This window comes from Pseudomonas sp. ADAK18 (assembly GCF_012935695.1).
Lineage (GTDB): Bacteria > Pseudomonadota > Gammaproteobacteria > Pseudomonadales > Pseudomonadaceae > Aquipseudomonas.
Genome location: NZ_CP052859.1, coordinates 5,748,640 through 5,772,247, shown reverse-complemented (window position 1 = coordinate 5,772,247; position 23,608 = coordinate 5,748,640). Strand labels below are relative to the sequence as shown.

The following is a 23,608-nucleotide window of genomic DNA, read 5'->3' as shown; positions in this document are numbered from 1 at the left end:
TGACCGTACGTCGGAAAGTTCAAAAAGCGGAACTGGTTCACACATGTAGGACGGTTCGCCGGCTAAATATCAATGTGACATTAGTGGGACGATTGTTTAGGATGGCGCCCATAAGGTCAATAGTTTGGCATAAAGTTATTCCCGAAATAATACAGTCAAATTATTGACGAAATACACGTCAATATTCAAAGCACCTCCAGCCTGATCACCAACGCGCGGTCAGGCCCATGGAAGTCAGCGAGCGGATCGCCGGAGAAATCTTCAATGAGCAGCGTAGTTGCTATTGTCAAAAGCATTGTAGGCCAGGTTTTTGTTATTTCTCCGGAAGGGGCTCGCCGTGTGCTCGTTGAAGGCGACCGGCTGTTTGCTGGCGATCAGATAGACACCGGTATGTCGGGCGCCGTCAGCCTGCAGTTGGCCGATGGCCGCATCCTGGACCTGGGCCGTGACACGCAATGGAGCGCAGACACGCCCGATTCCAGCGTCGACCTGGCCCAAGCGACTGCGCAAGCGGCGCCGTCGGTTGCCGAGCTGCAGCAAGCCATTGCTGCGGGCGTCGACCCGACGACCGACCTCGAAGCCACGGCAGCCGGTGCCAACGCGGCCGGTGTTGGCGGCGCGGCAGGCGGCGGCCACAGCTTTGTAGTGCTTGATGCCACCGCTGGCAGCGTTGCTCCGGTGATTGGCTTTCCAACGGCTGGCCTGGGCTTCGCCACCTCAGCCCTGAACCAACTCGCTGGCGCGCAAGCGAACGGCAATGACGGCGTGACGCAGCAGGCGTCGACCCTGACCCTGGGCGCCACCCCGACCATCACCGAAGCCGGCGGCGTGCTGACTTACACCGCCACCGTCACCCGGGCCTCCAGCACCGACCTGAACGTCACCCTGTCCAACGGTTCGGTGATCACCATCCCGGCCGGCCAGTTGACCGGCTCCGTCAACGTGCCTCTGGCCCCCAACGACAGCCCTTACATCGACCCAAGCCAGATCACCGTCACCGTGACCGGCACCACCGGCGGCACCAACCTGGTACTGACCGTCGACCCGACGCCGGCCGTGACCCAGATTACCGACACTATCGACACCACCACCGTGACCCTGACCGCGGCTGAGACGGTGACCGAAGGGGGTCAGATCACTTACACCGCCACCTTGACCAACCCGGCCCAGACGCCGGTGACTGTCACCTTGAGCAATGGCTCGGTGATTAACATTGAGGCGGGCAAGTCCACGGGTACCGTGGTGGTCAATACGCCGGCCAATGACGTCTACAACAATGGCAGCACCGTCACTACCACGATTACCACGGCCACTGGCGGCAACTTTGAGAACCTGGTGCCGAACACGACGCCAGCCGTTACCACGATTACCGATTCGGTCGACAACACTGGCCTGAGCCTCACCGCCACCAACACCGTCACCGAAGGCGGCCAGATCACCTACACCGCCACCTTGACCAACCCGGCCCAGACGCCGGTGACTGTCACCTTGAGCAACGGCTCGGTGATTACCATCAAGGCTGGCGAGTCGGTCGGTACCGTAGTGGTCGATACCCCACCGAACGACGTTTATGTCAACGGCAGCACGGTGACCACCAGCATCACCGGGACAACCGGCGGCAACTTCGAGAACCTGGTACCCAACACCACGCCAGCCGTCACGACCATCACCGATTCGGTCGATACCACCACCGTGACGCTGACGGCACCGGGCGATGTCAACGAAGGCGGCCAGATTACCTACACCGCCACGCTCTCCAACAAAGCGGGCACCGACGTCACGCTGAAGCTGGATAACGGTTCAACCATCACCATCAAGGCCGGCGAAACTGTTGGCTCCGTGACCGTTGCGGCGCCTGGCGATGACGTGTTCATCGACAAGAGCACCCAGACCGTCAAGATCACCGACACCGCTGGCGGTAACTTCGAGAACCTCGTCGTGGCCGGCAACGGTGCGACTACCACCATCAACGACACTATCGACAAAGTGGATGTGGTCCTGACCGCGACCACCACCGTCGGCGAAGGCGGCCAGATCGTCTACACCGCCAGTCTTGTGGATAAAAACGGCGCAGCGGTGACCAACATCACCAACCCGTTGACCGTGACCTTGGACAACGGCCAGACCATCACCATCGGTGTAAACCAATCGAGCGGCACCGTTTCGGTTGTGGCGCCGGACGATGTGTACAAAGGCGATCAGACTGTCACCACGGCTATCACCAAGGTAGCCGGCGGCGAGCACTTCGAAAATCTGGTTCCGGGGACCACACCTGTCACCACCACCGTGACGGATACCCCGGGCACCGATAACACCACCACCGTGACCCTGACGGCTCCGTCGGAAGTGAGCGAGGGTGGCCAGATCACCTACACCGCGACGCTTTCCAACAAAGCGGGTACCGACGTCACGCTGAAGCTGGATAACGGCTCCACCATCACCATCAAACAAGGTGAGACCGTAGGTTCGGTCACCGTGGCCGCTCCTGGGGATGACGTGTTCATCGACAAGAGCACTCAGACCGTCAAGATCACTGACACTGCTGGCGGCAACTTCGAAAAATTGGAAGTGGCTGGCGACGGTGCAACCACCACCATCAACGACACTATCGACAAGGTGGACGTGGTACTGACCGCCACCACCACCGTCGGCGAAGGCGGCCAGATTGTTTACACCGCCAGCCTTGTGGATAAAAACGGCGCGGCAGTGACCAACATCACCAACCCGCTGACCGTGACACTGGACAACGGCCAGACCATCACCATCGGTGTAAACCAATCAAGCGGTACCGTTTCGGTTGTGGCACCGGATGATGTGTACAAAGGCGATCAGACCGTTACCACCGCTATCAAAGGCGTGACCGGCGGCGAGCACTTTGAAAATCTGGTGCCAGGCACAACACCGGTCACCACCACCGTGACCGATACACCGGGTACCGATAACACCACCACCGTGACCCTGACGGCTCCGTCGGAAGTGAGCGAGGGTGGCCAGATCACCTACACCGCGACGCTTTCCAATAAAGCGGGCACTGACGTCACGCTGAAGTTGGACAACGGTTCGACCATCACCATCAAACAAGGTGAGACCGTAGGTTCGGTCACCGTGGCCGCTCCTGGGGATGACGTGTTCATCGACAAGAGCACTCAGACCGTCAAGATCACTGATACCACCGGCGGTAACTTCGAGAAGCTGGAAGTGGCTGGCGACGGTGCAACCACCACCATCAACGACACTATCGACAAGGTCGATATCGTCCTGACGGCCACCACCACCGTCGGCGAAGGCGGCCAAATCGTTTACACCGCCAGCCTTGTGGATAAAAACGGCGCGGCGGTGACCAACATCACCAATCCTTTGACCGTGACCTTGGACAACGGCCAGACCATCACCATTGGTGTAAACCAATCGAGCGGTACCGTTTCGGTTGTGGCACCGGATGATGTGTACAAAGGCGATCAGACTGTCACCACTGCGATCACCAAGGTAGCCGGCGGCGAACATTTTGAAAATCTGGTTCCGGGTACAGCACCGGTCACCACCACCGTGACGGACACACCGGGCACCGATAACACCACCACCGTGACGTTGACTGCCCCGTCGGAAGTGAGCGAGGGTGGCCAGATCACCTACACCGCCACGCTTTCCAATAAAGCGGGTACCGACGTCACGCTGAAGTTGGACAACGGCTCCACCATCACCATCAAGCAGGGTGAGACCGTTGGCTCGGTCACCGTGGCCGCTCCGGGCGATGACGTGTTCATCGACAAGAGCACCCAGACCGTCAAGATCACTGACACCGCTGGCGGCAACTTCGAGAAGTTGGAAGTGGCTGGCAACGGCGCGACCACCACCATCAATGACACCATCGACAAAGTGGATGTGGTGCTGACGGCGACGACGACTGTTGGCGAAGGTGGACAGATCGTTTACACCGCCTCCTTGGTCGACAAAGCGGGTAATGCGGTGACCAACATCACCAACCCGCTGACTGTCACCCTGGATAATGGCCAGACCATCACCATTGGCGTGAACCAGTCGAGCGGCACCGTCTCGGTTGTGGCACCGGATGATGTGTACAAAGGCGATCAGACTGTCACCACGGCTATCACCAAGGTAGCCGGCGGCGAACACTTTGAAAATCTGGTGCCAGGCACCGCACCGGTCACCACCACCGTGACCGATACCCCTGGCACCGATAACACCACCACCGTGACCCTGACGGCTCCGTCGGAAGTGAGCGAGGGTGGCCAGATCACCTACACCGCCACCTTGAGCAACAAGGCCGGCACTGACGTCACGCTGAAGTTGGACAACGGTTCGACCATCACCATCAAACAAGGTGAGACCGTAGGTTCGGTCACCGTTGCGGCGCCAGGCGATGACGTGTTCATCGACAAGAGCACCCAGACCGTCAAGATCACTGACACCACCGGCGGTAACTTCGAGAAGCTGGAAGTCGCTGGCGACGGCGCGACCACCACCATCAACGACACTATCGACAAAGTGGATGTGGTCCTGACCGCGACCACTACCGTGGGCGAAGGTGGCCAGATCGTTTACACCGCCTCCTTGGTCGACAAGTCGGGTAATGCGGTGACTAACATCACCAACCCGCTGACCGTGACCCTGGACAACGGCCAGACCATCACCATCGGTGTAAACCAATCGAGCGGCACCGTTTCGGTTGTGGCGCCGGACGATGTGTACAAAGGCGATCAGACTGTCACCACGGCTATCACCAAGGTAGCCGGCGGCGAGCACTTCGAAAATCTGGTTCCGGGGACCACACCTGTCACCACCACCGTGACGGATACCCCGGGCACCGATAACACCACCACCGTGACCCTGACGGCTCCGTCTGAAGTGAGCGAGGGTGGCCAGATCACCTACACCGCCACGCTTTCCAATAAAGCGGGTACCGACGTCACGCTGAAGCTGGATAACGGCTCCACCATCACCATCAAGCAGGGTGAGACCGTTGGCTCGGTCACCGTGGCCGCTCCAGGCGATGACGTGTTCATCGACAAAAGCACCCAGACCGTCAAGATCACCGACACCACCGGCGGCAACTTCGAGAAATTGGAAGTGGCTGGTGACGGCGCAACGACCACCATCAACGACACCATCGACAAGGTCGATATCGTCCTGACCGCCACCACCACCGTGGGCGAAGGCGGCCAAATCGTTTACACCGCCAGCCTTGTGGATAAAAACGGCGCGGCGGTGGCCAACATCACCAACCCGTTGACCGTGACTTTGGACAACGGCCAGACCATCACCATTGGTGTGAACCAGTCGAGCGGCACCGTCTCGGTTGTAGCGCCAGATGATGTGTACAAAGGCGACCAGACTGTCACCACGGCGATCACCAAGGTAGCCGGCGGCGAACACTTTGAAAATCTGGTGCCAGGCACCACGCCCGTCACCACCACCGTGACGGACACACCGGGTACCGATAACACCACCACCGTGACCCTGACGGCTCCGTCGGAAGTGAGCGAGGGTGGCCAGATCACCTACACCGCCACCTTGAGCAACAAGGCCGGCACTGACGTCACGCTGAAGTTGGACAACGGTTCGACCATCACCATCAAACAAGGTGAGACCGTAGGTTCGGTCACCGTTGCGGCGCCAGGCGATGACGTGTTCATCGACAAAAGCACCCAGACCGTCAAGATCACCGACACCACCGGCGGTAACTTCGAGAAGCTGGAAGTCGCTGGCGACGGCGCGACCACCACCATCAACGACACTATCGACAAAGTGGATGTGGTCCTGACCGCGACCACTACCGTGGGCGAAGGTGGCCAGATCGTTTACACCGCCTCCTTGGTCGACAAGTCGGGTAATGCGGTGACTAACATCACCAACCCATTGACTGTCACTCTGGATAACGGCCAGACCATCACCATTGGTGTGAACCAGTCGAGCGGCACCATTTCGGTTGTAGCGCCGGATGATGTGTACAAAGGCGACCAGACCGTTACCACCGCCATCACCAAAGTAGCCGGTGGCGAGCACTTCGAAAATCTGGTTCCGGGGACTACGCCTGTCACCACCACCGTGACGGACACACCGGGTACCGATAACACCACCACCGTGACTCTGACGGCCCCGTCGGAAGTGAGCGAAGGCGGTCAAATCACCTACACCGCGACCTTGAGCAATAAGGCCGGGACTGACGTCACCCTGAAACTCGACAACGGCTCCACCATCACCATCAAGCAGGGTGAAACCGTTGGCTCCGTCACCGTGGCCGCTCCAGGCGATGACGTGTTCATCGACAAGAGCACCCAAACGGTCAAGATCACCGACACCGCTGGCGGCAACTTCGAGAAGCTCGTCGTAGCAGGCGATGGCGCAACCACGACCATCAACGACACCATCGACAAAGTGGATGTGGTGCTGACCGCGACCACTACCGTGGGCGAAGGCGGCAACATCGTCTACACCGCCAGCCTTGTGGATAAAAACGGCGCGGCAGTGACTAACATCACCAACCCGCTGACCGTGACATTGGACAACGGCCAGACCATCACCATTGGTGTAAACCAGTCGAGCGGCACCGTTTCGGTTGTAGCGCCGGACGATGTGTACAAAGGCGATCAGACTGTCATCACGGCTATCACCAAGGTAGCCGGCGGCGAGCACTTCGAAAATCTGGTTCCGGGGACCACACCTGTCACCACCACCGTGACGGATACCCCGGGCACCGATAACACCACCACCGTGACTCTGACGGCCCCGTCGGAAGTGAGCGAAGGCGGTCAAATCACCTACACCGCGACCTTGAGCAACAAGGCCGGCACTGACGTCACCCTGAAACTCGACAACGGTTCGACCATCACCATCAAACAAGGTGAAACCGTTGGCTCGGTGACCGTCGCCGCTCCAGGCGATGACGTGTTCATCGACAAGAGCACTCAAACCGTCAAGATCACTGACACCGCTGGCGGTAACTTCGAGAAATTGGAAGTGGCTGGCAACGGCGCAACTACCACCATCAATGACACCATCGACAAAGTGGATGTGGTGCTGACGGCGACGACTACTGTTGGCGAAGGTGGCCAGATCGTCTACACCGCCTCCTTGGTCGACAAGGCGGGTAATGCGGTGACCAACATCACCAACCCGCTGACCGTGACCTTGGATAACGGCCACACCATCACCATTGGCGTAAACCAGTCGAGCGGCACCGTTTCGGTTGTAGCGCCAGACGATGTGTACAAAGGCGATCAGACTGTCACCACGGCTATCACCAAGGTAGCCGGCGGCGAACACTTTGAGAATCTGGTGCCAGGCACCGCACCGGTCACCACTACCGTGACGGACACACCGGGTACCGATAACACCACCACCGTGACGTTGACGGCTCCGTCGGAAGTGAGCGAAGGGGGTCAAATCACCTACACCGCGACCTTGAGCAATAAGGCCGGGACTGACGTCACCCTGAAACTCGATAACGGCTCCACCATCACCATCAAGCAGGGTGAAACCGTTGGCTCGGTCACCGTGGCCGCTCCTGGTGATGACGTGTTCATCGACAAGAGCACCCAGACCGTCAAGATCACCGACACTGCTGGCGGCAACTTCGAGAAACTAGAAGTGGCTGGCAACGGCGCAACGACCACCATCAATGACACCATCGACAAAGTGGATGTCGTTCTGACGGCGACTACTACTGTTGGCGAAGGCGGCAACATCGTTTACACCGCCTCCCTGGTCGACAAAGCGGGTAATGCGGTGACCAACATCACCAACCCGCTGACCGTGACCTTGGATAACGGCCACACCATCACCATAGGCGTAAACCAGTCGAGCGGCACCGTTTCGGTTGTAGCGCCGGATGATGTGTACAAAGGTGATCAGACCGTTATCACGGCCATCAAAGGCGTGACCGGCGGCGAGCACTTTGAAAACCTGGTTCCTGGTACTACACCAGTCACCACTACGGTCACGGATACTCCGGGCACTGAAAACACCACCACTGTCACGCTGACCGCGCCTGATGCCGTCAACGAAGGTGGTCAGATCACTTATACGGCGACGCTTTCCAATAAAGCGGGCACCGACGTTACCCTGAAGCTGGATAACGGCTCCACCATCACCATCAAGCAGGGTGAAACCGTTGGCTCGGTCACCGTGGCCGCTCCAGGCGATGACGTGTTCATCGACAAGAGCACCCAGACGGTCAAGATCACCGACACCACTGGCGGCAACTTCGAGAAGCTCGTTGTAGCAGGCGATGGCGCAACCACCGTTATCAACGACACCATCGACAAGGTCGATGTAGTCCTGACCGCCACCACCACCATCGGCGAAGGCGGCAACATCGTCTACACCGCCAGCCTTGTGGATAAAAATGGCGCGGCGGTGACCAACATCACCAACCCGCTGACTGTCACCCTGGATAACGGCCAGACCATCACTATTGGTGTGAACCAGTCCAGCGGTACTGTTTCGGTTGTGGCTCCAAACGATGTCTACGCCGGTAATCAGACCGTCACCACGGCCATCACTAACGTGGCCGGCGGCGTGCATTACGAGAACCTCGTCCCTGGTAAAACACCGGTCAGCACCACTGTGACCGACACACCGGGCACCACCGATACCACCACCGTCACACTGACCGCGCCTAGCGCCGTCAACGAAGGTGGCCAGATCACCTACACCGCCACCTTGAGCAACAAGGCTGGCACTGATCTGACGCTGAAGCTGGATAACGGCTCTTCCATCACCATCAAGGCCGGCGAAACCGTTGGCTCGATCACCGTGGCAGCGCCGGGCGATGACGTGTTCATCGACAAGAGCACCCAGACCGTCAAGATCACTGACACCACCGGCGGCAACTTCGAGAAGCTCGTTGTAGCAGGCGATGGCGCAACCACCGTTATCAACGACACCATCGACAAAGTCGATGTAGTCCTGACCGCCACCACCACCATCGGCGAAGGCGGCAACATCGTCTACACCGCCAGCCTTGTGGATAAAAACGGCGCGGCGGTGACCAACATCACCAACCCGCTGACTGTCACCCTGGATAACGGCCAGACCATCACCATCGGTGTAAACCAATCCAGCGGTACCGTTTCGGTTGTGGCGCCAAACGACGTCTACGCCGGTAACCAAACCGTCACCACGGCCATCACCAACGTAGCCGGCGGCGCGCATTACGAAAACCTGGTTCCGGGGACCACACCCGTCACCACCACCGTGACCGATACACCGGGCACCACCGATACCACCACCGTCACACTGACCGCGCCTAGCGCCGTCAACGAAGGTGGCCAGATCACCTACACCGCCACCTTGAGCAACAAGGCTGGCACGGATGTGACGCTGAAGCTGGACAACGGTTCGACCATCACCATCAAGGCCGGCGAGACCGTGGGTTCGGTAACCGTCGCGGCTCCAAGTGATGACGTGTTCATCGACAAGAGCACCCAGACCGTCAAGATCACTGACACCACCGGCGGCAACTTCGAGAAGCTCGTTGTAGCAGGCGATGGCGCAACCACCGTTATCAACGACACCATCGACAAGGTGGACGTGGTCCTGACCGCCACCACCACCGTGGGTGAAGGCGGCAACATCGTCTACACCGCCAGCCTTGTGGATAAAAACGGCGCGGTAGTGACCAACATCACTAACCCGTTGACCGTGACATTGGATAACGGCCAGACCATCACCATCGGTGTGAACCAGTCCAGCGGTACCGTTTCGGTGGTTGCACCGAACGACGTCTACGCCGGTAACCAAACCGTCACCACGGCCATCACCAACGTAGCCGGCGGCGCGCATTACGAAAACCTGGTTCCGGGGACCACACCCGTCACCACCACCGTGACCGACACACCGGGCACCACCGATACCACCACCGTCACGCTGACTGCGCCTAGCGAAGTCAATGAGGGTGGCCAGATCACCTACACCGCCACCTTGAGCAACAAGGCCGGCACTGACATGACGATCAAGCTGGACAACGGCTCGAGCATCACCATCAAGCAAGGCGCGACCACCGGTTCTGTGACCGTCGCAGCGCCTGGCGATGACGTGTTCATCGACAAGAGCACCCAGACCGTCAAGATCACCGACACCACTGGCGGCAACTTCGAGAAACTCGTTGTAGCGGGCGACGGCGCAACCACCACCATCAACGACACCATCGACGATGTGAAGGTTGTACTGACCGCCACCAACAGCGTTGCCGAGGGTGGCCAGATCACCTACACCGCCAGCCTCGTGGACAAGAACGGCGCTGCCGTGACCAACGTCGGCTCCGATTTGGTGGTCAAGCTGGACAACGGCTCGAGCATTACCATCGGCAATGGCAAGACCAGCAGCACCGTCAATGTCACGGCGCCTAATGACGTCTACGTCGGCGCCAACGATGTCTCGGCCAAGATCACCAACGTGGTCAGCGGCGGCGACAAGTACGAGAACCTGATTGTGGTCGGCACCCCGGTGGTCACCAAGGTGACGGACGTGGTGAACAACACCGTGATCAGCATCGCGGGCGATGCCTCGGTCAACGAAGGCCAGACCGCTCACTACACGCTGAACCTGACCAACCCGGCGGCTACCGACGTCACTGTGACCCTCAAGTACAGCGGCACGGCCACCGACGGTTCGGACTTCACCGGCGTGTACACCGTGAAGATCCCGGCTGGCTCCAGCAGCGCAACGTTCGATATCAAGACCATCGATGACAAGTTGACCGAGCCTACGGAAAACTTCGTGATCACTATCGACAAGACCACCGGTGGCAACTTCGAGAACCTGGCGATCAGCGGCACCAACGGCAGCGTTACCACGTTGATCATCGACAATGACGCGCCACCGGTCATCGACCTGGACGCTAACGACTCCAGCGGCGCAACGGGTGCCAACTACAAGACCACGTTCACCGAAGGCGGCGCTGGTGTGTCGATTGCTGACACCGACATCAAGATCACCGACCCGGACAGCACTCAGCTGACCGGCGCCACCGTAGTCCTGACCAACACCCAACAGGGCGACTCGCTGAACTTCACCAATGTCGCTGGCATCACCGTCACCTCGGCCACGGACCCTGCCACCGGCAAGATCACCCTGACCCTGACCGGTACGGCGTCACTGGCTGACTACACGCAGCAGATCAAGAACATCACGTTCACCAACAACAGCCACGACCCGAGCACCACGCCACGAACCATCACCGTGACCGTGACCGACGGCGGCAATTACTCCAACGTGGCGACCGCCACGGTCAACGTGGTGGCGGTCAACGATCCACCGGTTGCCACTGGCAGCGCTGTCACCGGCACGGAAGACACCCCGTTGGCCATGACCTGGTCCAACTTCGGTGTCACTGATGTGGACTCTCCACAGGCCAGCCTCGGGGTGAAAATCACCGAGCTGCCGGTTGCCGGGAAGCTGCAGTTCCTCGCAGCAGATGGCGTCACCTGGACCAGCGTGACCGCCGGCCAGACCTTCACCAAGGCCCAGATCGACGGCGGCCAGTTGCGCTTCATGCCGAACGCCAACGAATCCGGTGTCGATGGCTACGGCGGCACGGGCGTGGGCAACAAGCAGGCGGACTACGCACAGTTCAAGTTCCAGCCAACCGATGGCAAGGATCTGGGCAACACCGCCACGATGAAAGTCGACATCACGCCGGTGGCCGACAAACCAACACTCGTCACCGACAACTCCCAAGCGATCCCGCCTTCCATTGGCCTGATCAAAGAAACCTGGACCAATCTCAAAGGGCTGGGGACTGATGGCAACGGTGTTTCCGCTGACCAACTCAAAGCGGCCATCGCTAATGCCGGTACGCCAAACAGCACGACAGTTGAGACCAACGTTCAGTCCACCGGCAACGTGGCTCTGGGCACCGGCTCGAAAACCTCTGGCCTTATTTACCTGGAGGCCGGCAAGTCCTACAAGTTCACCGGTACCGGAGATGACAGCCTGGTCGTCAACATCGGCGGCAAGGACGTAGCGACTACCACGTGGGGAGCGGGCGGTGCATTGAACGGTACGTTCGTGCCGACCACCAGCGGCTACTACACCATCGATGTCTACCACTCAAACCAGTCCGGCCCCGGTAGCTATGATGTAAACCTGTCAGTCAACGGCGCTGCGGCTATCGATCTAAGTAGCGGCGGCGTACCGCTCTACACCGACCGTCAAGACCTGATCAACGCGGGGGTCAACCTGTCTGAGTTCACTGGCACCAGTGGTGATGGGTATTACACGGCCTACAAACCTAACGAGGGTCTGGAAAACAGCAATGTCCACCTGTCCAAGGTGACCACTGCACTGACCGACACCGATGGTTCTGAGTCTCTGGCCGTGAAGGTCAGTGGCATTCCGGCGGGCTCGGTGCTCACCGATGGTGCGGGCCATACATTCACCGCAACCGCCAGCAACGGCGAAGTAAACGTCTTGGGTTGGGACCTTGCCAACCTCGCGATCAAACCACCGCCTTATTACAATGGCACGTTCAATCTGACGGTCACGTCAACCTCGACTGAAAGCCTGGGCGGTTCGGCGAGTAGCACAGCCACGATCCCGGTCAAAATTTACCCTGGCACCTATACGCCGTCGATGGGCACCTCGGGCGATGACAACGTTGTCGGCACCGGTGGCAACGACATCGTGGTAGCGGACGTTTCAGGCCTGAACGTGGTCCAGGGCAAGAATTACAACATCGCGTTCATGGTGGACACCTCGGGCAGTATGAGTGCGACTTCGGTGCAGGCGGCGAAAGACTCGCTGACCACCGTGTTCAAGTCACTGCAAGACAGCATGGGCACCAGCACCTCGGGCACCGTGAATATCTTCCTGGCGGACTTCGATACCCAGGTCAACAAGACGATTTCGGTCAACCTGAAAGACCCCGGTGCCCTGGCTGCTCTGAAGACTGTCCTGGACTCAATGGTGTCAGGCGGCGGGACCAACTACGAAGATGTGTTCAAGGCCACGGCCAACTTCTTCAACAGTGCCCAGGCGAAAGGCAACACCGGCGCAATCAACACAACGTACTTCATCACCGATGGCCAGCCGACGTACTACCAATCCGGCGAACAGACCAACCCGACCTTGTATGGCAGCGTAAAACTGGATGATGTCGTCACCGGCAGCAACTACACCTTGGGTAGCACATTCAGCACCAAGCCCGACAGCAATCACCAAATTGACATTGATGCCACCGGGAAAGTAACCGTCTGGACCTACAACTTCGGCTGGACCAGCTACAGCCCGGGAACCGTCCATGCCCAAGGGGATGGCACCTATGAGTTGTCTAACCTTGGCGGTACTGGCTTCTCCACCGATAGTTCTACCACCAGTAACTCCGGCTCCGCGTTTGCACTGCTCAGCGGTTTATCCACGGGCGGCGTCGAAGCCATCGGCCTGAACAGCGGCGTCAGCCTGGACCAGTTGAAACCGTACGACAGCGACGGCAAGCCACAGTCCAACATCGATCCGAAGGACCTGGCCAACGCTATCCTCGGCCACAGCGAAGCCACCCTGCCGGGTGCTGACCGTGTCGATGGTGGTGATGGCAACGACATCCTGTTCGGCGACCTGGTGAGCTTCCCGGGTATTCCTGGCGAAGGCTACAACGCCATCCAGTCCTACGTGGCCGGCAAGAATGGCGTAGCGGTAGCCGCCGTTACCGGCCAGGACGTGCACAAGTACATCACCGAGCACTACACCGAATTCGACACCTCGGGTGCCAAAGACGGTAACGACACCCTGCTGGGTGGCTCGGGCGATGACATCCTGTTCGGCCAAGGTGGCAGCGACTACCTGGACGGCGGCAAAGGTAATGACATCCTGCTGGGCGGTACCGGTAACGACACGCTGATCGGCGGCCAGGGCAATGACATCCTGATCGGTGGCACGGGCGCCGACACCTTTATCTGGAAAGCCGGTGACATCGGCAACGATGTGATCAAGGACTTCAAGGCATCGGAGGGCGACCGTATCGACTTGCGCGATTTGCTCAAGGGCGAAACCGACGGCACCATCGACAACTTCTTGAAGTTGACCACGGTGGATAACGTGACAACGCTGCAGATCAGCTCCGAAGGCAAGCTCAACGCAGCCGGCGGTGTGGCCAATGCGGATGTCACGATCAAGCTGGAAGGTAACAACTGGTCCGGTCAGACGATCAACTCGTTGATCAGCGGTGCCGACCCGACCATCAAGGTCGATCACACCTAAGCTGAACCCCTGCACCGGCCGCCTCTTGAGGCGGCCGGTTCATTTCAGGCACCCCGTCACTGGCACGGGGTCACGGTTGCACGGCATACTCACGGCCAAATGCACGCCGTTGGCCTATGCTGCTGACAGGCTGTTGCCAGTTCTTCTCATGAGGGATGTTCAATGTTCTACGTGCAACGTGATGCACAGGGTGAGCTGATTCGCGTAGAAACAGCGCCGTACGCTGAGGCGACGGGAACCTTGCCGTCCGATCACCTTGAGATCCAGGCCTGGTTCGCCGACGAAAAAGCGGAGGTGAGCCTCAAGCAGCTCAAGCACAGTGACTCGGAGATGATCCGGGTGCTGGAAGACTTGATTCAGGTGCTGATCCAGAAAGGCGTGATCAACCTGACCGACCTACCGGTTGCCGCGCAGGAAAAGTTGAAAGACCGTAGCAGCGCACGGGAATCATTGGGCGGCCTGAGTCACTTGATCGACGACGACGAAACCGGTTTGATCTGAGGCCAGTGAGGGCCGTTACCGCCAGGGCGCCGGCTCACCAAACAGTTGCCCCTGCACACCGAAAATGCCCATCTCGCGGATCACTTTCAATTCTCCCTCGGTTTCCACGCGTTCAGCGATCAGTGGCAAATCGATGCTGTGGGCTGCGCGCTGGATAGCTTCGATAAACAGACGTTTGTCGCTCTCCTGATCGATGTCGCGGATGTAGCTGCCATCGATCTTCAGGTAGGCCAGGCCCAGGCGTGCCAGGTTGCCGATCATGCTGAACCGCCCGCCAAAACGCTGCAAGCTGAGGGCGAAGCCGAGTTCGCGCAGACGCTGGGTAAGTTGCTCCAACACGGCCTGTTCAGGCAATTGTTCTTCACCGATTTCCAAGGTCAGGCGCGGCCCCAGGTTGGAATGCTGACGCAGCAGATCAAAAACCCGGTTCAGGGCTTGAGGATCGGCCAGGGTAGCGGCCGATAGATTCAGCGCCAGGCACTGGGTGTGGCTGCCCATTTGCTTGAGCACCAGTTCCAGCATCAAGCGGTCCAGACGTGCCGACCAGCCGAAGCGCTCAAGCCAGGGCAGGAAACGCCCTGCCGGGATGGTATGGCCGTGGTCATCCACCAGACGAGACAAGACTTTGTAGTGCAGGACCAGCTGAGGATCCTGGCTGGCGACCACCGGCTGGAAGTACAGCTGAAAGCGCCGTTGGGTCAACGCGTCCTCCAGCAGCGTGTGCCAGGCATGGTGATCGTCACCGACGCTGGCGGCGGCGCTGTGGTCGAGGCACACCCAACTGGCCTCTCCCTGGCCTTCGGCCTGGGCCAGGGCTTGATCGGCGAGCGTCAGCAACGCTTGCGGCGCGTCGCCGTGATTGAACGGGGCCAGGCCAATGTAGGCCACCGGTGTCACGTCGCTGGCGCCAGTGGCTTGCAGGCTGAGCAAGGTACTTTCCAGGTTCTGTGCCAGTTGCAACGCCTCTTCGCGCATCAGCCCCGGCGCCAGCACGGCAAACTCGCCACCGCGGATACGGGTGACCAGGTTGTGGGTTTCCGGGTAGGGCTCGCATTGGCGCAGCAGTTGTTCGCCTACCGCCTTCAGCAGTTGGTCAGTGCGCTGGCCGCCCAAGCGCTGGTTGAGGCCGGCCAGGTCCTTGACCCGTAGCAGCAGCAAATAGCCGGAACTGGTTTCTTCCGGGTTGCTGACGCGGGCGTTGAGTTGCATCTCGAAATAACGACGGTTGGCCAGGCCGGTGAGGTTGTCCTGATAAGACTCGACCCGCAGCTTTTCGCTGCGCTCGGCCTGCTCCTGAAACAGCGCCTTGAGCTTCTCCACCATCTGGTTCATCGCCTGCACGACTCGCCGCAGCTCAGGGGTGCGTGGCAGTTCTGGCAAGCTGAGAAACTCCCGGCGGGCAATGGCGTGGGACTGTTTGACCATGTAATCCAGAGGCTTCAATTGACGGCGCAGCAGCAAAGCACCAAGCACCGCACTGACCGCACCACACAGCAGTAACCAACTCAGGCTACCGAGGGCGCTCTGCCAGAGCTTGGCCAGGGCGAACATCGGGTGGCTGACCACCTCGACCCGCGCCGCCTGTTCCCAGCCACGGCTGACCAAGGCATCACCGCCGGCCGGTTCGAGCCCGATCAATTTGACGAACCAGTTCGGCACGCCATTGTTGTCGGGGATACCGCTGCGCTCGACGATGGTCTTGTCGGTCGCCAGGTCGACCACTCGAATGCTGGCGTAGTAGCCGCTGTCGAAGATCGAGCTGACCAGCAACTCCACCATCGCCGGGTCGTCGATATTAGGGGTCAGGGACAGTGCCAGGGCTGTCGCCGCATCCTGCGCGTGGGAGCGCAACTGGTTCACGTATTGAGTACGCGAGCTTTCCAGGCTGACCATGAAGCTGCCGCTGAAGGCGACCACCAGGAACAGACAGATAGCGATCAACAGTTGTTTGAACAGAGACATCTGAACAGTTACTCCTAGTTGGCAGGCTCGGCTGGAAAGCCTTCCGCACGCATTTTTCTCAACACATCCTGCCAGCGCGACAAGCGTTTGGTGTCACCGACCTTTTTGTTGCCTTTGGCGCCCGGTAGCCACAAACCTTCGGCATTGAAGGAATAGACGGGCAGCAAGTCGGTACGTTGGCTAGCCGGCTGGATTTCATCCATCAGGCTGTCGAGCACCAGTGGCATCGCCTCTGGCGTCGAATAATAGGTCAAGACCATGTGGGCGCGATTCTGACGCAACGCCTTGACGTAGGTAATGCGCAATTTGTCGCTGGAGACACCCAGGTGACGCAGGCTGAAATACTTGGCGATTGCATAGTCTTCGCAATCCCCAGCACCCTTCCACAGGGCTTCGATGGGAGTCTCCCAATAATCCACCTGATGCCACAGGTCGATGTCTTCCACATAATGCATCTGCTTGTTGAAGAACAGGTTGACCACCTTGAGCTGCTCCACCTCGCTGACTTGCTTTTGTGTCGCCAGCAGCCGCTGCCAGGCATCGATGCGCTGCTGGCCTTCCCCCAGCGGCCCGTACAAAGCGGTTGCCTTGCGGCTGATCTGGGAAAAATCCCAATCGGCATGCAGCCCGCCAGGCAATAAGCCAGCCAGCAGCAGCGCCGAGAACAGCCAGCACAGGATCCGGGAGGGAATAAAACGTACCGCCAATGCGTTCAGTCCGTGGGGAGAGACGGAGTTTCAATGGATGGTGAAGCTTCAATCGGCAAAAAACAATGGCACGATGCAATCACCCTTGCAGCGCCAGGCTTTTTGAACCAAGACCTGTCAGATAACTAAAGGGAGTGATGTAAGCCCTTACAAACAGAAACCTTGCCCGTTTGACAAGCTTACAGGCAGTCTTTAGTGTGCATTGGATCCAATAAACCAGACTCTCTAAAAAGGAGGATAGCGTAGTCGTGACGCAGAAGCCGAACCCTTTGAGCAGCATCAAGATCAGCGGGCCCATTCCCGCCCACCTTGCTCGCTCCGTGATTGAAGAAACATTGCGCAACGCCATCCTCGATGGTCGCTTGCCCTGCGGCACTGCCATGCGCCAGCAAGAGTTGGCCAGCCTGTTCGGGGTCAGCCGGATGCCCGTACGCGAAGCCCTGCGCCAACTGGAGGCCCAGTCGCTGCTGCATGTCGTAACCCATAAAGGCGCGGTGGTCGCCCCCCTGATTGAAGACAACTCGGCTGAAACCTACGCCCTGCGTCTTCTACTGGAGTCCGAGGCGCTACGCTTATCGATTCCCTTGCTCACCGATGACGACATCGCCAAGGCCGGCGCTTGTATTGATGCCCTTGAACGCGAAACCGACTACACCGAGATTGGCCGGCTCAATCGCCTGTTTCACATGGCTTTGTATGGCAAGGCCCCCAATCAGCGGCTACTCAAACTGGTGGAGCACGGGCTGAACGAAGAGGAACGCTTCCTGCGTTTCAATCTCGAGTCCATGGGGCTGGGCGAAACGTCCCAGGAAGACCACCGCGAACTGCTGAACCTGGTAGCACAAAAGAAGGTCGACGAAAGCATTCTGACCTTGCGCAACCATCTCATGCGGGGGATGGAGGTGATTACAAACTACCTGAACGGCCTTGAACGGATCGACGAATAAGGTTCGCTGTAAATTTTCCAGGGAACTCAGTGGCCCCTTCGACCACAAAGGCGCTGCATGAGTCTTTGGGCATAGCACAATAGGCCGCCTGGCCTATTGAGGCCGGGGAATGTTGCACCTTGTGCATAAAGGCGCAAACGTCATTTGCAACCACATACCTTGCATCAATCGGCCAGTTACCGATACTTTCCTGAAACTCTCCCATTTAAACCTGCAACTCAATAGGAAACTTCCCACTTCAACAGCAGAACAGCCCCACTACCAACTTTCTTACTTCTAAAATAATTAAAAAGTACTAAGCACTTAACCCGCTTATTTTTTATTAACTCCTGAATCCCCCCAATCGACCACGTTAACACTGGCTTGGGCTCACTGCGTTCGGCGTCCCTTTAGAGAAGGCCTTGGCGTTATTCCAGCGTGTTGCCTGCTGAAAGGCTGTGACCCCGGCCGCTGGTTAAAAATATTCTCTCGCCAGTAAACCCAATACTCATTTGTCGCCGAAGCAACTTGCTCTTACCAGCACTGACATAACGTTTTATAGGCACCCAACATGTTTCAATGCCAAGCACTACTTGAACAAAAAAAGTTGCAACTGCGCAACCATCCGATATTTCTGGAGATAAATTCGCTCCCCAAACTTCAATATTTCATGCAACACCATGTATTTGCCGTTTGGGACTTCATGACATTAACCAAACGCCTGCAACAGGATTTGACCTGCGTACGTCTGCCCTGGTTGCCTCCCGTGGACTCACAGGCAGCACGCCTGATCAATGAAATCGTGCTGGGCGAGGAATCAGACGAGCGTGTGGGCGCAGGCCACTGCAGTCACTTCGAGCTGTACCTGGAGGCCATGCGCGAAGTCGGCGCCAACACCACGGCCATCGAGACGTTCATCACCCTCCAGCGTGAAGGCGCCAGCGTGGAAACGGCATTGCAGCAGATCGACATCCACCCTGCCGTGGTCCGCTTTGTCAGAAGTACTTTGCACATCGCCTTGAACGCGCCGACTCACTGCGTGGCTGCAGCCTTTCTCCACGGTCGGGAGAGCATCATCCCGTCGATGTTCAAACGTTTCCTCGACGGCTGCGATATCGCTCACCGCCAGGCCCCCACCTTGTGTTACTACCTCAAACGACATATCGAGTTGGACGCCCAAAATCACGAACCAGCAGCGGAACAACTGCTCCAACGCCTGATCTTCGCCGACCCGCACCGCGATCAACAAGCCTGCGCCGCCGCCGTCGCCGCCGTGGAAAACCGCATTGCCTTGTGGGATGGGCTACGCCAGAACCGCCATGCCAAGGCGCAAGAGGTGAGCGTATGAGCGCCGCCGATTACCGTTCATTTGCCGAAGACTGGGAGCTGCGCGCTACGATCCGTACGCGGCCTCGACGTCTGTTGGAGGATGACAACAATCTGATCTTCCCCCTGTGCCGCCAACCCTTGGTGCTCACCGCGACCTTTCTCGAACAGTGCCCTCAATGGCGCGACTTTGTCCTGGTGCAAACGTTCTACAAGTTCATCAACGATGTGGTGATCTTTGAGACCGAAATCGTTGATAAGACGGCACGTAGCATTGCCAAGAACCGCTTTTCGGTGCCCTTCCCTTTCGCCTGTCGCTACAACGCAATGACCGTGGTTATTGATGAGGACTACCACGCCCTCGTCGCCCTAGACTTCATGCAACAGACGATAGAAATGACCGGCATCCTACCTCTGGAGCTGCCGACACAAATCGAGCTTAGCGTGGCGATACCGGTTGCACTGGGCCTGGCCCCCGAGCACTTGCGCGATGCCGTGGAGTTGATTTGCGTAGCGATCGCGGAGAACACCGTAACCCAGGATGTTGCGGCGTTTTCCAAGGACGACAGCGTCAAGCAGTCCATCAAAGGCTTGATGGCCGATCACTTGTTTGACGAGGGCCGCCACGCCGGGTTCTGGGCACGCCTGGTACGCAGTTATTGGCTCACGGCAAGCGAAGAGGACCGCACCACCATCGCCCAAATCCTGCCGATATTTCTTCAGCATTACCTGACCAACAACCTGCAAAAAAGCTTCGACCTGCAATTGATCGAACACCTGGACGTCAGCACCGATACCGGCGCTGCAGTTCAGAAGCTACGACAGCGAGCGTCGCCTGCGCACCACCCTGGACGTTACGGGAGACCCGTGCGGCAACGGTCAGAGACTGCGGCAACGGGCTATGGCCCGCCTTGCCGAGTGGGTTGCCCTGCACGTCTGTGGACTTTCGCGAGATGCCGGCTATTTCTCGCGAACACCCACGGCCCACGATTATCAGGAGTACGGCCTGCAAGGGCTGGACTCGCTGGCGTATCTGCATCGCTATAACCGGACCGCTGACCCAGCACTCCTGCAAAAAGCCCAAGTCCCGATGATCGAGCGGTTGGGACAAAGCTTTCAGCGTTTTGCCGAACGGCCAGCGCTGAATGTCGCAGGTATCACCTTCAGTTATCGTCAGCTACATCGTCAAAGCCAGGCCATCCAGCGGAGCCTTCAGCCGTTGCTGACGCCATTTGATACGACGCCGGTGGTCGCTATCTGCCTGGGCAAATCTCTCGACCTCTACGCCGGCATTCTGGCCATCCTCAGTTGCGGCGCGGTGTACCTGCCACTGGAACCCGGGCACCCGCTGCGACGCCAGCAAGCCATGCTGGAGAATGCTCGCACGTCTGTGCTGCTGGACGACGGTGCGCACCCATTGCGCGAGCATTTTGCTTCATTGGATATCAGCGCCATCGACGCCAATAGCACCCAACTGCTATTGCGCCACCGACCCTCGGACGACGCTCCTTGTATGGTGCTCTATACCTCGGGCACGACCGGACAACCCAAGGGCGTCATGCTGAGCCAGCACAACCTGGCCCATTTCACGGCCTGGATCGCCCCCCATGTACAGCTGACGGAATTCAGCCGTGTCCTGCAGTTTTCGTCCCTGAGCGTTGACTCTTCGCTGATCGATATCTTCCCAACCTTGATTCAGGGTGCCGAGCTGATCGTGCCCAACGAGGATCAACGTCGTGACCCGCAACAGCTAGTGGAACTGATCCGCGAGCAACGCATCACCCACGCGTTCCTGCCGCCGGCACTGCTGAGCATCCTGCCGCTGGAGTCCCCCCTGGGCCTGAGCCATCTGCTGACCGGAGGCGATGTCTGCGAGCCCTATGTCATCGAACGTCTGGCCAGACAATGTCGCTTGCACAACCTCTACGGCCCGACCGAAACCACGGTCCTGGTGACCACCCGTACGATGCAGCCCGCAGACAGCAACCACAACCTCGGTACACCCATTGCCAACAGCCAAGCGCTGATCCTTGACGATGAGCTGCAACCGGTGGATGAGCAGGTCATGGGCGAGCTGTACATCGTCGGCCCCGGGGTGAGTCTGGGCTATGTGAACAACCCGCAACAGACAGCGCAGCGCTACGTAGAGCTCTCGCTACCCGACGGAAAAACCTTGCGGGCGTATCGCAGCGGCGACATGGCAAAGTGGACCGATAACGGCATCGTGCTGGGCGGGCGCCGGGACAACCAAATGAAAATTCGCGGCTTTCGCGTCGAGCCGCAGGAGATCGAACACTGCCTGCGCAACAGTCAGCTGTTTCGCCAGGTGGCTGTGGTGATTGACCGTGATCGGCGGATCCTCGCCTTTGTGGCACAACCTGAACTGCATGCCACCTTGCCAGCGCTCAAGCAGCACGCCAGGCGCTCGCTACCGGACTACATGCAACCAACGATGTGCACCGAGCTGACGAGCATGCCGCGCTCCAGCAGTGGCAAAGTCGACCGGCAGGCGTTGCTGGCGATGAGGATCCAGCCCTCCTCGGACAGCACTCACCAGGCACCGCAAACTGCTCGGGAAGCACAGTTGCTGAATCTGTGGAGTGAGCTGTTGGCCTTACCGGCCAGCGAGATATCGACGGACGACAGCTTCTTCAATCTCGGCGGTCACTCCATCCTGTTGTCTACGATGCTCTTGCGCATCCGCGAGCAGTTTGGTCGTAGCCTTTCGCTCAATCGGTTTATTGAAGTGCCCACAGTTCGTACGCTCGCCGCGCTGATGGAAAATGACGCACCGTCCGATGCACCCGAGAGTCAGGCCTCACGGGACGCGATGCGTGAGCTGCACCTGACGACGCTGCCGACGGATCAAGCGGGGGATCGCCGCAAGGTGATTGTCACCGGCGCTAACAGTTTTTTCGGCGTGCATATCGTCGAGGCGTTACTGGCTGGTGACGCGCTTGAGGTCGCCTGCCTTGTGCGCGAAATTCCCGGGTGCTCTGCCGCCATGCGATTTGCCGCGGCGTTGCGCAACTATCAGCTGGAGCACCTGGACCTGAGCCGGGTGCGGGTGTATGCCGCCGACATCAGACAGCCTCGCTTGGGGCTGGCGGCCGAGGCCTATGATTACCTCGCCAGCGAGTACGGGGTGCTGGTACACAACGCCGCTCACGTCAATCACGTCATGGATTATGCGGCACTGGCCAAGGACAACGTCGAACCGGTGCTTGAATGTCTGCGCTTGTGTGAGATCGGGCGCAAGAAGGTTTTCAATTTCATTTCGACACTGTCGGCATCCAGCAGCATCGATACGCTGGGCCAGGTACTTGAAGCCCCCGCTGCCGCCACGCCACCGCTCTACATCAAGAACGGCTACAACCTGTCCAAATGGGTGGCCGAGCGCCTGTTGGGACGTGCAGTCGAACACGGCGCATGGGTCAATATCCATCGCCCTGGGAACATCAGTTTCAACAGCCGTAACGGCGTCTGCCAGCCGCAGAAGAATCGCCTGATGCTGATGCTCAAGGGCTCGTTGCAGCTAGGGCTGGTCCCACGCCTGGAGATGAATTTCGATTTGATGCCGGTGGATTTCCTGGCTCGGTTTGTTGCATTCCACTGCGGTCACTGGCAACCGGAACGCTCTGTTTTCAACCTGCACAACCCACAGCCACTAAGCTGGGAAGCTTATGTGGAGTCATTTCGTGAAGCGGGGCACGTCTTTGAGCTAATCAGCGTCGCCGACTGGCAGCGGCAACTGAGCCGGGTGGGCAGCGATAACGCACTGTTCGGTGTGCTCGGTTTCTACCTCAATGAGCAGGGAGAGGACATCGGCGACACCTCCATGATCCGTTATGACAATGCCCAACAAGGCGTCAAACGGATGGACGCGCGGTACCCCGAAAAGGACCCTGCGCTACTACGCAAGGGATGCCACTACCTCAGGCACATCGGTTTCCTCTGATCACTGTTTCG

General features: G+C 58.9%; 8 protein-coding genes. 6 read left to right on the top strand and 2 right to left on the bottom strand.

Translation table 11 applies throughout. From position 1 onward, the window contains the following. Positions 1–264 precede the first annotated feature (264 nt). Positions 265–14,217 (top strand): retention module-containing protein, encoded by a 13,953-nt coding sequence (locus HKK55_RS26200; RefSeq protein WP_169357258.1) that lies wholly within the window; start codon positions 265–267, stop codon positions 14,215–14,217. Between the two features lie 162 nt (positions 14,218–14,379). Continuing rightward, positions 14,380–14,718, top strand: coding sequence for a tryptophan synthase subunit beta (locus tag HKK55_RS26195; RefSeq protein ID WP_169357257.1), 339 nt, complete (start codon positions 14,380–14,382; stop codon positions 14,716–14,718). 15 nt (positions 14,719–14,733) lie between these two features. Here HKK55_RS26195 and lapD read toward each other — a convergent pair whose 3' ends face one another. Both lapD and lapG read right to left on the bottom strand, forming a co-directional pair. Beyond that, positions 14,734–16,680: a cyclic di-GMP receptor LapD gene (gene lapD / locus HKK55_RS26190; protein ID WP_169357256.1), complete on the bottom strand. Its 1,947-nt coding sequence runs from the start codon at positions 16,678–16,680 to the stop codon at positions 14,734–14,736. A gap of 14 nt (positions 16,681–16,694) precedes the next feature. Continuing rightward, on the bottom strand, positions 16,695–17,387 hold the full coding sequence (gene lapG, locus HKK55_RS26185; protein WP_169357255.1) for a cysteine protease LapG: 693 nt from the start codon (positions 17,385–17,387) through the stop codon (positions 16,695–16,697). Positions 17,388–17,635: 248 nt separating this feature from the next. Here lapG and HKK55_RS26180 point away from each other — a divergent pair, with 248 nt between their 5' ends. The 4 genes from HKK55_RS26180 to HKK55_RS26165 all read left to right on the top strand — a co-directional run bounded on the left by HKK55_RS26180 (position 17,636) and on the right by HKK55_RS26165 (position 23,597). Continuing rightward, positions 17,636–18,334 (top strand): GntR family transcriptional regulator, encoded by a 699-nt coding sequence (locus HKK55_RS26180; protein WP_169357254.1) that lies wholly within the window; start codon positions 17,636–17,638, stop codon positions 18,332–18,334. A 550-nt stretch (positions 18,335–18,884) separates the two neighbouring features. Then, positions 18,885–19,661, top strand: coding sequence for a DUF3050 domain-containing protein (locus HKK55_RS26175; protein ID WP_169357253.1), 777 nt, complete (start codon positions 18,885–18,887; stop codon positions 19,659–19,661). After that, entirely contained in the window at positions 19,658–20,686 is a 1,029-nt protein-coding gene (locus HKK55_RS26170) for a diiron oxygenase (RefSeq protein WP_237151295.1), read from the top strand. Before HKK55_RS26175 ends, HKK55_RS26170 begins: the two co-directional genes overlap by 4 nt. Before the next feature lie 43 nt (positions 20,687–20,729). Continuing rightward, on the top strand, positions 20,730–23,597 hold the full coding sequence (locus HKK55_RS26165) for an amino acid adenylation domain-containing protein (protein WP_237151387.1): 2,868 nt from the start codon (positions 20,730–20,732) through the stop codon (positions 23,595–23,597). The last annotated feature ends 11 nt before the right edge of the window (positions 23,598–23,608 follow it).